At 66.2% G+C, this 11,803-nt stretch carries 8 protein-coding genes; 4 read left to right on the forward strand and 4 right to left on the reverse strand.

The genetic code is table 11. The annotated features are described in order from the left end of the window. Positions 1 to 103 precede the first annotated feature (103 nt). Positions 104 to 4,870 carry a reprolysin-like metallopeptidase gene (locus tag FDY95_RS20505; RefSeq protein WP_138080469.1) on the forward strand — a complete coding sequence of 1,589 codons (4,767 nt, stop codon included), beginning with the start codon at positions 104 to 106 and terminating at the stop codon, positions 4,868 to 4,870. Between the two features lie 84 nt (positions 4,871 to 4,954). Here the strand turns inward: FDY95_RS20505 and FDY95_RS20510 are convergent, their stop codons facing one another. Both FDY95_RS20510 and purE read right to left on the reverse strand, forming a co-directional pair. Continuing rightward, on the reverse strand, positions 4,955 to 6,148 hold the full coding sequence (locus FDY95_RS20510) for an endonuclease/exonuclease/phosphatase family protein (protein WP_138080471.1): 1,194 nt from the start codon (positions 6,146 to 6,148) through the stop codon (positions 4,955 to 4,957). Between the two features lie 129 nt (positions 6,149 to 6,277). Continuing rightward, entirely contained in the window at positions 6,278 to 6,823 is a 546-nt protein-coding gene (purE, locus tag FDY95_RS20515; protein WP_138080473.1) for a 5-(carboxyamino)imidazole ribonucleotide mutase, read from the reverse strand. A 139-nt stretch (positions 6,824 to 6,962) separates the two neighbouring features. Here purE and FDY95_RS20520 point away from each other — a divergent pair, with 139 nt between their 5' ends. Continuing rightward, positions 6,963 to 7,580, forward strand: coding sequence for a MarC family protein (locus FDY95_RS20520; RefSeq protein ID WP_138080475.1), 618 nt, complete (start codon positions 6,963 to 6,965; stop codon positions 7,578 to 7,580). Between the two features lie 616 nt (positions 7,581 to 8,196). Next, positions 8,197 to 9,246, forward strand: a complete 1,050-nt coding sequence (gene hemE / locus FDY95_RS20525; RefSeq protein WP_138080477.1) for a uroporphyrinogen decarboxylase — start codon at positions 8,197 to 8,199, stop codon at positions 9,244 to 9,246. 248 nt (positions 9,247 to 9,494) lie between these two features. Here hemE and FDY95_RS20530 read toward each other — a convergent pair whose 3' ends face one another. Then, the gene (locus FDY95_RS20530) at positions 9,495 to 10,499 is read right to left on the reverse strand and encodes a bifunctional heptose 7-phosphate kinase/heptose 1-phosphate adenyltransferase (RefSeq protein WP_138080479.1); all 1,005 of its coding nucleotides are present in this window, start codon (positions 10,497 to 10,499) and stop codon (positions 9,495 to 9,497) included. Positions 10,500 to 10,771: 272 nt separating this feature from the next. Between FDY95_RS20530 and FDY95_RS20535 the strand changes: the two genes are divergently transcribed. After that, entirely contained in the window at positions 10,772 to 11,041 is a 270-nt protein-coding gene (locus FDY95_RS20535; protein WP_138080481.1) for a hypothetical protein, read from the forward strand. Positions 11,042 to 11,134: 93 nt separating this feature from the next. On the opposite strand, the gene FDY95_RS20540 is transcribed toward FDY95_RS20535, so the two are convergent. Further along, positions 11,135 to 11,689 (reverse strand): YfiT family bacillithiol transferase, encoded by a 555-nt coding sequence (locus tag FDY95_RS20540; RefSeq protein WP_138080483.1) that lies wholly within the window; start codon positions 11,687 to 11,689, stop codon positions 11,135 to 11,137. Positions 11,690 to 11,803: the final 114 nt, after the last annotated feature.

Consider the following 11,803-nt stretch of genomic DNA (forward strand, 5'->3'; position numbering starts at 1 on the left):
ACCCTGCCCCATTATTTTTTTGCGGCGCGACTGAATAATTCATCCAAATCAGTCCTTCCTTAATACCTTTCTGCTCGCTTTTCCCGCTCATTTTCTGCTTTGTATGAATAAACTCTACCTCCGGGCAGCGGCTTACTGCGTGGCCCTTAGCGTCGGGCTCGGTACCGGCGCGCAAGCCCAGCAACGCGCTGCGGCCCCGTATTTTCAAGACGAGGCTACGGCCAGTCGGACGGCGCTGAGCGCCGCGCTGCGGCACAGCCGCCCGCTCACGCTGAACGCGGCGGGCCTGCGGGCCGCCCTGGCCACGGCCCCCGCCGAAACCAGCCCCGGCGCGGCCCCGCTCACGCTGGCGCTGCCCCTGCCCGACGGCACCTCGGGCCGCTTTGCGGTGATGGAAACGGCCGTGATGGCGCCGGCGCTGGCCGCGCAGTTTCCCCAGATCAAAACCTACCGCGGCGTGGGCCTCGACGACCCCACGACCACCGTGCGCCTGGACCTGACGCCCCAGGGCTTTCACGCCCAGATTCTGTCCGACGCGACGGGCACCGTCTACATCGACCCGGCCACGCGCGGCGACCAGCAGCATGTGCTCAGCTTTTTCCGCCGCGACATGAATCGGGCGGCGGCCGGCGCGGTACCGAGCTGCCAGTTGCAGCCCTCGCCCGCTGAGGTAGCTACCCGGCAGCAGCGGCAAGCCGCGGCCGGCACCGCCCAGCGCACCCTGATTGCCGTCGGTCCGACGCGGCGAACCTACCGGCTGGCCGTGGCCGCCACCGGCGAGTACACCACGTTTCAGGGCGGCACGGTGGAGCTGGCCCAGGCGGCCATTGTGACGACGGTGAACCGCGTGGTGGGCGTGTACGAGAAGGAAGTGGCCGTGCGGCTGCAGCTGGTGGGCACCAACAACCTGATCATCTACACCAACTCCGGTACCGACCCCTACACCAACGGCAACCCGAACTCGATGATCGGGCAGGCACAGACCAACATCGACGCGGTGATTGGGACGGCCAACTACGACATCGGCCACGTGTTCGGCACCAACTCCGGCGGTCTGGCCGGCCTGGGCGTGGTGTGCGTGGTGGGCAACAAGGGCCGAGGCGTGACCGGCAGCGGCTCCCCCTCGGGCGACGCCTTCGACATCGACTACGTGGCCCATGAGATGGGGCACCAGTTCGACGCCGACCACACCTTCAACAGCCCCAACAACGCCTGCGACGGCAACGGCAACAGCACTACGGCCTACGAGCCGGGCTCGGGCAGTACCATCATGGCCTACGCCGGCATCTGCTCGCCCGATAACATCCAGAACAACTCCGACGCGTACTTCCACTCGGGCTCGTTCCAGCAGATTGCCACGTTCGTGGCCTCGACGGGCTGCGGCGCTTCCACGGCCACCGGCAACACCGCCCCGACGGTAACGGCCCCGGCCACCAGGGTGCTGCCCATCGGCACGCCCTTCCGCCTGACGGCCACGGCCACCGACGCCGAAAACGACGCGCTGACCTACTGCTGGGAGCAGATGAACTCTGGGCCCTTCGCCGCGCTGACGACCGCGCAGGCAGCCAACAGCAACGTGCCGCTGTTCCGCTCCTTCACGCCCGTGGCCTCGCCCACGCGCTACTTCCCGCGCCTCGCCAACATCATCAGCAACACCAGCACCAACGATGAGCGCCTGCCCACGGTGACGCGCACGCTGCTCTTCCGCTGCACCGCCCGCGACCAGCACAACGGCGCGGCTGGCATCATCGGCGGCGTGAACTACAGCGCCAACCTGAGCCTGAGCGTGACCAGCGCCGCCGGGCCCTTCCTGGTAACAGCGCCCAACACTGCCGTCAGCTGGACCGGCAACTCGACGCAGACGGTAACCTGGAACGTGGCCGGCACCACCGCCAACGGCATTAACTGCGCCACGGTAAACATTCTGCTCTCGACTGACGGGGGGCTGACCTACCCCAGCACGTTGGCCAGCGGCGTAGCCAACGACGGCTCACAGGCCATTACGGTGCCGAACGTAGCTACGAGCACGGCCCGCATCATGATTGAAGCCGTCGGCAACTACTTCTTCGACATTTCCAACGCCAACTTCACCATCACCGCTCAAGCCACGACGGCCGCGCCGGTGCTGCTGACGCCCGCCAACGGCAGCCTGACCAACAACAACCGCCCGCCCATCAGCGGCACGGCCCCGGCCAACAGCACGGTGACGGTGTACGTGGACAATACCAGCATCGGCAGCACAACGGCCGACGCCAGCGGCAACTGGACGCTGACGCCGGTAACCAGCCTGGCCGACGGCCCGCACCCGGTGTACGCCACCGCCCAGAGCAACGGGCAGATCGTCAGCCCGAACTCGAATACCAACACCGTCACGGTGGACACCACCCCGCCGCCCGCACCGGTGGTAACGGCCCCGGCCAACGGCAGCACGACCGGCAACGCCACGCCCACCTTCACCGGCACGGCGGAAGCCAACAGCACCGTGTCGGTGGTGGTAGACGGCTCCCCGGCAGGGACTACCACGGCCGTTGCCGCGGGCACCTGGAGCTTCAGCCAGCCCACGCCCCTGCCCAGCGGCAGCCACACGGTGAAAGCCCGCGCGGCCGATGCGGCCGGCAATAACAGCGTCGACAGCAACACCAACACGTTCATCGTCGACACGACGGCCCCGACGGTAACCACCCTCAGCAGCACGGCCGGCGCTTCGGGCAGCAGCACCTCGACCACGCCTTTCCCGTTCTCGGTGAGCTTCTCGGAAAGCGTGACGGGCTTCGCGGCCTCGGGCATCTCGGTAACCAACGGCACGGTAACCAGCGGCCCGACCGGTAGCGGCAGCGGCCCCTACACCTTTGCGGTGACGCCCACCACGGCCGGCACGGCCACCACGGTGACCATCGGGGCCAACGCGGCCCAGGACGCGGCCGGTAACGGCAACGTGGCTTCCTCGGCCTACTCGCTTACCTACCTGGCCCCGGCTACGGCCACTACCTGGACGGGCGCCGTGAGCACCGACTGGTTTACGGCCGGCAACTGGACGGCCGGCGTGCCCACCGCCTCGCTCGACGCAACCGTGCCCGCCAGCGCCCCGCGCATGCCGCTTATCACCGCCGGCACCGCCACCACGCGCAGCCTGAGTCTCAACAGCGGCGCTACCCTGAGCCAGACCGCCGGCACGCTCGACGTGCGCGGCAACCTGACCAACAACGGCACCTTCCAGCCCACCGGCGGCACCGTGGCGTTGGGCACGACGACGACGGCCAACATCCTGGGCAGCAGCGATACCCGCTTCTGGAACCTGACGGTGGAGGCCAACGGGGCGCAGTCGAGCACTTCGGCCAGCACCGCCGTGCGGCGCCTGCTCACGCTGAACGGCAACCTCGCCACTCAGAATAACCCGTTCACGCTGGTGTCCGACGCGACGAATACGGCCATGGTGGTCAACAACGGCAGCAACTTGGTGACGGGCAACCTAACGGTGCAGCGCTACATCACGCCCGACCTCAACCCGAACCGGGGCTACCGCCACGTAGCGGCACCCGTCGGCACGGCTACGGTCGGCAGCCTGGCCACGGCCGGCTTCACGCCGGTGGTGAACCCGGCCTACAACAGCAGCGCCCAGCCCAGCACCGTCACGCCCTTCCCAACCGTGTACGCCTACGACCAGGGCCGCCTCGCCACGGCCACCAACAACCTGTCGACCTTCGATAAGGGCTGGTTCTCGCCCAGTGCCCTGAGCAGCGCGCTGAACGTGGGTCAAGGCTACACCGTCAACCTGGCCGCCGCTCAGACGCTGAGCTTCATCGGTCCGCAGAACAACGGCAACGTGCCCGTCGCGCTGAGCCGCAACAGCGGCGCCACAGCCGCCGACGCGGGCCTGGCGCTGGTGGGCAACCCCTACCCTTCGCCCCTCGACTGGAGCCAGGTTGTGGCTGCCGACCGCCCCAACGTGGACGGGGCCATCTACGTGTTTGCCAGCAACGACCCGGCCAACGCCTACACCGGTGCCTACGGCTTCTACAACAACGGCATCGGCACCATCAGCCCGGTGCTGCCGCTGGGCCAGGGTTTCTTCGTGCGCGTCACGGCGGGCCAGACCGCGGGCACGCTCACCTTTAAGAACAGCCACCGCCCCACGGCTTACACCAACCCCGCGTACCACCGCACCAACGAAACCCGCCCGCTGGTGCAGCTGGCCCTCAAAGCCGCCGGCAGCACGGTGAGCGACAACGCGTTTGTGTACTTCGAGCAGGGCGCTACGGACGGCTTTGACGCGCAGTACGACGCCGAGAAGCTGCCCAATCCCTCGGGCCTGAACCTCTCGACCAGCCTATCGGCCACCCAGCGCCTGAGCATCGACGGGCGGGCCGAGCTGGGCACCGCGCAGCGCGTGGTGCCGCTGGCCGTGGGCGTGCCGGCCGCCGGCAGCTACACGCTCAGCGCTCTGGAGGTGCTGAACCTGGGCACGGTGCCCACCTACCTGCGCGACCTGCAGACCGGGGCCCTCATCGACCTGGCTCAGCAGCCCAGCTATTCGTTTACGGTGACGAATGCCTCGACCCTGATTACCGGCCGCTTCGAGCTGGTCTTCTCGCCGCAGCGGCCCCTGGCAACCGCCGCCGCCCAGACCCTGCAGCTGAGCGTGTGGCCCAACCCGGTGGCCGGCCAGGCCCAGCTGCACCTGACGCTGAGCAAGGCAGTACCGGCCGCCACCGCCACCCTGCGCGACGTGGTGGGCCGCACGGTGGCTACGCACGCCTTCAGCGGCACCGGCACCAGCCTGCCCATCACGGGCCTGGCCAAAGGCACCTACCTGCTGAGCGTAACGGCGCCGGGTCAGGCCGCCGTGACCCGCCGCGTGGTAGTGGAATAGCCGCCTGACAACTATGCAAAAAGCCCCGCCGGAACGTTCCGGCGGGGCTTTTTTGTGAGGTAAACTCGGCCAATAGCCAGCGTACTACAGCCACTGGGAGCGGTTCGGGCGCACCCGGGTCACGTTGCGCACCGGCTCGGCCTTGGCTTCTTCGCGCTCCTCGGTCACTTCTTCCTGGAAGCCGTCTTTTATCTTTTCCAGCGCCTCGATGTGGTCCGATTCGTCGGCTTCTTCCAGGTTGGCTTCCTGCTCGTGCTTGTCGTGGGGCTCGTAGCTGAGCTTGATGTAGATGGGAAAGTGGTCGGAGCCGACGTAGGGCAGGCGCTGCATGTCATCGACCTTAAAGTGCGGCGACACGAAGACGTGGTCGAGGGGCCAGCGCAGCAGGCGGTAATCGGCGTGGAAGGTGGGCAGCAGGCCGCGGCCCACCCGCGGGTCCATCAGCCCACTGATGCGCCGAAACAGCTCGGAAGTGTGCGACCAGGCCACGTCGTTCATGTCGCCGAACACGATGGTGGGCTCGTCCTTGCGGTCGATTTCTTTGCCCACCAGCAGCAGCTCGGCGTCGCGCTTGGTGCTGGTTTTGGCCTCCTGCGGCGCGGGCGGCTTGGGGTGCAGCCCGTACACGCGCAGGCGGGTGCCGTCGGGCATCTGCACGCGGGTATGGATGCTGGGCACGTCGTCGTCGAGCAGGTACTTGATGCGGCAGCCGATGAGCGGCAGGCGCGAGAAGAACAGCAGGCCGTAGGTGTTGTCGAGGGGCTCGTGGCAGGTGTAGGGGTGCGTCTGCTGCAGCGGGCGCAGCTGATCCAGCCACCACGGATCCGTTTCGACGGCCATGATGATGTCCGGGTCGGCTTCGCGGATGACCTGCAGGGCCCGGGCCGCCTGTTGGTTGTACTGCAGCACGTTCATCATCAACAGGCTCACGTGGCCGCGGCTGCCTGCGGCGGCGCTGTCGCCCACCTGCTTGCGCACGATGGGCGTGTAGGGCAGAATGCGCGCCAGCTGGTAGACGATGGCCGCGCCCAGGGCCAGCACCAGCCCGCGCCCCAGCCAGGGGTAGGTCTGCCAGTGCCAGAAATCGAGCAGCAGCGCGCCGGGCAGCACCACGGCCATCACGCCCACAATCTGCAGGCGGGGGAAGTCGAAAACGCGAATCCACCAGGCCGTGGCCCGAATCAGGGGCAGCAGCGTGGCCAGCAGGCCCGCCACGCCCAGCACGACCACCAGGCCGGTGAGCAGCTGCGCGAGGGAAACGAAAAGCAGGGTTTGCACGGGTGGGAGAGCGGGAGAGAGAAAGGGAATGTGGTGTTGTACTACGTCCCGCCGAGTTGGTTGCGCCGCGCGGCTGGATTACGTTTTTTCGTCCCGCCGAATTGCATCCTGCTCAGAATCACCCGGCGGCTATATGTCGTCTAGGCCGCCCTTGCGCAGCTCGTCGACGGTGCGCATCACCTTGTCGCGCAGGGCGGCGCGGTATTTTTCCATGGCGTCGGCGAGGCGGGCGTTGCTCAGGGCCAGCATCTGCACGGCCAGCACGGCGGCGTTCGAGGCGTTGTCGAGGGCCACGGTGGCCACGGGCACGCCGGTGGGCATCTGCAGCATGGAGAGGATGGAATCGAGCCCGCCGATGCTGGTGGCCACGTTGATGGGCACCCCGATGACAGGCAGCGTGGTGAAAGCGGCCATCATGCCCGGCAGGTGGGCGGCCCCGCCCCCGCCGGCAATGATGACGCGCAGCCCGCGCTTGCGGGCCGACTCGGCGTAGTCGACCAGGCGGTGCGGGGTGCGGTGCGGCGACACCAGGGTGAGTTCGTAGGGCACCTGGAACTGGCGCAGCATTTCGGCCGCGGCGTTCATCACGCGCAGGTCGGACTGCCCGCCCACGACGATGCCGACGATGGGCGTGGGCGAATCGGGGGTAGTCTCGGCGGGAGGATTGGTCGTCATCGAAGTAAAAAGCAGAAACGGGAGGAGTGGCGGACGCGTAGCCCGGCCGGGGGCGCAGGCGCCGAGGCTAAACTTACTCAACTTCGGGCCCGTTCGTATGCGCCAGCCGCCTACCTTTAGCCGGATTTTTGCCCGCTGCATGGAAATACTGCTCGCCACCTTCACCACCCTGTTTTCCGTTGTGAATCCCTTCGGCGCCATGCCGGTGTTTCTGACGCTGACCGAGCACGAAACCGCCGGCGAGCGGGCCCGCACCGCCCTGCGCGCCTGCACCTACATGGTGGCGGTGCTGGCCGTGTCGTTCTTCGCCGGGCGCTACATCCTCGACTTTTTCGGCATCAGCATCAACCACCTGCGCATCGCGGGCGGCATCCTGCTCATGCGCTCCGCCTTCGACTTGCTCACGCCCGGCGGCAACCGCGCCAAGGTGTCGGAAGCCACGCTGGAGGAAAGCATGCACAAGGACGACATCAGCTTCACCCCGCTGGCCATGCCCATGCTCTCGGGCCCCGGCTCCATGGCCGTGTGCATCGGCCTCTTTACCGAGCACCTGAGCTACGCCGACATGGGCCTGATTGTGGCGGGCTTCGCGCTGGTAGCCGTGGCCAGCTACATCATCCTGTTTTCCTCGCTGCGGCTGACTCGCTTTCTGGGCCGGCCGGGCATGGCCGCGCTGGCGCGCATCATGGGCTTCATCACCCTGGCCATCGGCGTGAATTTCATCATGACGGCCATCAAGGCGCTGTTTCAGGGGTAATTTTTGACTCAGCCGGCTTCGTGCATAGCCGCATCGCTGGTGAGGAAGTATCCCCAGTAGCACAGCAACCCGATGTAGCAGAGGACAAAGCAGCAGTTTAGTAGTGCACGCGAACCGCGCGGCGGGAAGTTGTCTGCCAAGAGGCTCGGCAAGTGCAACAGGAGGCCGCCAAAAGACAAGGTCAGTCCGAAGCAGATAGCATCATCGTCGAAATAATACCGCCCTATTGCTCCATAGTGGTCCTTGTAAGGTGACATAAAGACCGTCAGCCATAGTAGGATTACAGTCGACACCAGGTATTTAAGCAACCGTAGAATCGTTATCATAGTGGTTATGCGGTTTATGCGGTGCGGTTTCCCGCGCTTACAATGCTGCAATATGATGCGCTTGGCCGTGATGCGCTTCGCAAGCTGACGCCGCTTTGGCCGTGGGTGTAACCTGTGCCCGCCTTCGCACCGTCTTACGCAGGCTGAAAGCCTGCTTCGTTTTCGGCACCGGTTACGCCGTCTTCGCCGGCTAAACCGGCGCCAGCTTCTGCGCTGAATAACGAATCAGCGGCATCAGCGAAACATCACCGCCATCCGCGGTCTATCTTTGCGGCCCGAAACCTCCTGCGCTGATGCTGAAGAACGACCTGATCCTGCGTGCCGCCCGCGGCGAACAAACCGAACGCACCCCCGTGTGGCTCATGCGCCAAGCCGGCCGCATCCTGCCCGAGTACCGCGCCCTGCGCGCCAAACTGAGTGGGTTCAAGGAGCTGGTGGAAACGCCCGATCTGGCCGCTGAAGTCACCATTCAGCCCATCGACGCGCTGGACGTGGACGCGGCCATCATCTTCAGCGACATCCTGGTGGTGCCTGAGGCCATGGGCCTGACCTACGAAATGGTGGAAGCCCGCGGCCCGCTGTTCCCCGAAACGGTGAAGTCGGCCGCCGACGTGGCACGGCTGCGCGTGGCCGACCCCGAGGAGCACCTGGGTTACGTGCTGGAAGCCCTGCGCGTGACCAAAAAGGCCCTGAACGGCCGCGTGCCACTGATCGGCTTTGCCGGCGCGCCCTGGACCATCCTGGCCTATATGGTGGAAGGCCACGGCTCGAAAACCTTCTCGAAGGCCCGCCGGATGCTGTTTCAGGAGCCGGAGCTGGCCCACGCCCTGCTGCGCAAAATCACCGATACCACCATTGCCTACCTACGCGCCCAGGTGGAAGCCGGCGCCAGCATGCTGCAGATTTTCGACTCCTGGGCCGGCATCTTGAATCCGCAGCACTACCACACGTTCTCGGCCTCCTACATCGGCGAAATCTGCGCCGCCATGCCCGCCGACATTCCCGTGACAGTGTTTGCCAAGGGCGCCTACTTCGCGCACGAGGACTTCGCCCAGCTGCCCTGCCGCACCATCGGTCTGGACTGGAGCGAGGACCCGCGCAAGGTGCGCCCCCTCGTCGGCGACAAGACGCTGCAGGGCAACCTGGACCCTTGCGCCCTCTACGGCTCGCCCGAGCAGGTGCGTGCCGCCACCATCGAAATGCTGGAGCGCTTCGGCCCGCAGCGCCACATTGCCAACCTCGGCCACGGCGTGTATCCCGACACCGACCCGGACCGCGTGCGCGTGTTCATCGACACGGTGAAGGAGCACAGCCTGCGCATGCGCCAGGATGTGGGATAAGCTCTGCCACGGTAGGAAAAGAACGTCGAAAAGCCCGTCATCCTGAGCAACGCGAAGGACCTTTCTCGAACCTCGCACAAACGACGAAGCGCAGCTACTGACGCCCCGTTACTGGGCTCGGTGGCTGCGCTTCGGCATTACTGCTGGCTGATAAAAAGCGCCCGCACTTCGTAGGTAGCAGCGGTGCGGGGTGCGAGGAAGGTCCTTCGCGTTGCTCAGGATGACGTTCTATTTCCCTTTTTCCGGCTCTACAGCACTCCAGCAGCTTCGGCTTCCTGCAGCAGCAGCGTTTTCTCGATGGGCACCACGCCCACCTGCTCGCACACCAGGCCGCCGCCGAGGTTGGCCAGGGCCGCCATGCTGGCCGGAGCCACGTTCAGCGCCACGCAGAGGGCGGCAATGCTGATAACCGTGTCGCCGGCGCCGGATACGTCGGAAATGGCGCGCACGTGGGCGGGCAGGTATACCGGGCCGGTGCTCGCCGCGTCGCAGAACACGCCGCGCTCCGATAGGGTCACCAGCACCATGTCGGGGGCGAGGTGGCCGCGCAGCACCTGCACGGCGCGCTCCAGGCCGGCGTTGTCGGCATCGGCAAATTCGATTTTCAGGCCTTCGCGCAGCTCCTTCAGGTTGGGCTTGAATAGGGTGCAGCCGCGGTAGGCCAGGAAGTTGCGCTTCTTCGGGTCGACCACCGTAGGCACGCCCTTGGCCCGGGCCAGCTCGATGAACTGGGCAATCCGCTCAGCGTTGAGCACGCCCTTGTCGTAGTCCTCGAAGATGACCACGTCGGCGCGGTCGAGCAGCTGCTCGTAGGCTTCGGTCAGGGCCGTGTCCTCGGTGGTCGAGAGGTCGGTTTCCACCTCCGCGTCGATGCGCAGCAGCTGCTGGCCGTGGGCCAGAATGCGCTGCTTGACGGTGGTGGGGCGCTCGGGGCTGCGCACCAAGCCGTCGGCGGGCAGGTGCCGCTCGTGCAGCAGCTGCAGCAGCTGGTCGCCGCCCGCATCGGCCCCGATGACGGCGCAGAGCAGCGGCGTGGCCCCCAGGGCCTGCACGTTCAGCGCCACGTTGGCGGCTCCGCCCAGGCGCTGCTCGGTGCGCGTCACGCTCACCACCGGCACCGGCGCCTCGGGCGAAAGGCGGGTGGCCTTGCCCCACACGTAGGCGTCCACCATCACGTCGCCCACGATGAGCACGGTCAGGTCGTTGAAAGCGGCAAAGAGGTCGGGCAGCGTGGCGGGCGAGGCAGCGGGCATCGGGGCAATGGCAAATGAGGCCGCAAAGATAGCCCGTGGAGGGCAACGGATATTTCAACGACCGAAACACGGGTGCTAACCGTCAGCCCTCCTGTTTCGTGATTATGCGCTGGCGCCGCGCAACGAGGCAATGGCTCTCACGGCAACCCCGCCCCCAGCATATCAGCCAAAAGAACCGTACCTTCCCGGGGCACGAATTTCCGTGCCACCGAGTTGAGGGTGTAGTGAGGCACGCCACGACTTATCCTGACGCCTCCTTATCCTCTTTTTTCATGGACGAAGACCTCAAAACCAGCCTTGCCAACAACGCCAAGGCCTGGCTGGCCCTGTCACTTTCAATTTCCGACGCGGAAAAAGTGGCTTTCGACAAAATTCACGACGATTTTCTCTCCACCTACGGCCCGCAGTTCATGGTGAAAGTCTACCGCAACATGGTGGACAAGGTACTGCGTCACAGCTCCAACGAAGAGCGGGAAAAGGTAATGGGCGCCTTCAAGGATGCCATGGACCAGGCCATCGACGGGCACCACGGCACGCACTAACTGCCACCGCTCGTAAAAAAACGCCGTGGGCCGGCTCCCGTTTGGGAGCCGGCCCACGGCGTTTCAGCTCGTCCCTCCATGCGGCTTGAGCGCTCAGCTGGCCGCCAGCAGCTGCAGGTGGCCCAGGTGGTGCCGGCCGTGCCAGGCGTACTGCACCAAGGCCTGGTCGAGCGTGTAGACGCGCTCCAGCGTCGGGTGGTAGAAGGTGCGCTGCCAGTCGGCCGCGGTGAGGTGGTGCAGCAGCACCACCCAGCGGGCGTGCAGGTGCTCCAGCAGGCCCAATGACACGGTGACGGGCGTGGCGGCCACGTCGGGCAGCGCTACCCAGGCCGTGGGGTTCCAGGCCGGGATGGTCGGATGGTCTTCCGTCAGGGCCAGGTGAAAGCGCAGGTAGTTGTTCAGGTGCGCGTCGGCCAAGTGGTGGATGACCTGGCGGCCGTTCCAGCCGCCGGGGCGGTAAGGCTGCTCCAGGCGCACGCCCCCAGCGGCCTTGCCGGCTTCGCGCAGCTGGGCGGGCAGGTCGGCAATCTGCTGGATGTACATGGTGCGCTCGGCGGGCGTCAGTGGCTGCTCGGGCAGCTGCACGCGGCCGATGGGGTAACGCAGGTGCTCGTCGGCGGGCAGCGGGGCAACGGGAATCTGGCTCATGGACGTAGTGGGAAAATGCGCGGCAGTTTAAGCAAAAAGCCGCGCCCGAGGTTCGGACGCGGCTTTTATGGCCAATCAGCAGCCTTGCTCAGGGTCTGTGGACAGTGAAAGGTA

This window comes from Hymenobacter jeollabukensis (assembly GCF_005771675.1).
Lineage (GTDB): Bacteria > Bacteroidota > Bacteroidia > Cytophagales > Hymenobacteraceae > Solirubrum > Solirubrum jeollabukense.

Coding starts and splice junctions, on each gene's coding strand:
- FDY95_RS20505 (WP_138080469.1), top strand. CDS start 104: ATGAATAAACTCTACCTCCGGGCAGCGGCTTACTGCGTGGCCCTTAGC.
- purE (WP_138080473.1), bottom strand. CDS start 6,823: ATGACGACCAATCCTCCCGCCGAGACTACCCCCGATTCGCCCACGCCC.
- FDY95_RS20520 (WP_138080475.1), top strand. CDS start 6,963: ATGGAAATACTGCTCGCCACCTTCACCACCCTGTTTTCCGTTGTGAAT.
- FDY95_RS20530 (WP_138080479.1), bottom strand. CDS start 10,499: ATGCCCGCTGCCTCGCCCGCCACGCTGCCCGACCTCTTTGCCGCTTTC.
- FDY95_RS20535 (WP_138080481.1), top strand. CDS start 10,772: ATGGACGAAGACCTCAAAACCAGCCTTGCCAACAACGCCAAGGCCTGG.
- FDY95_RS20540 (WP_138080483.1), bottom strand. CDS start 11,689: ATGAGCCAGATTCCCGTTGCCCCGCTGCCCGCCGACGAGCACCTGCGT.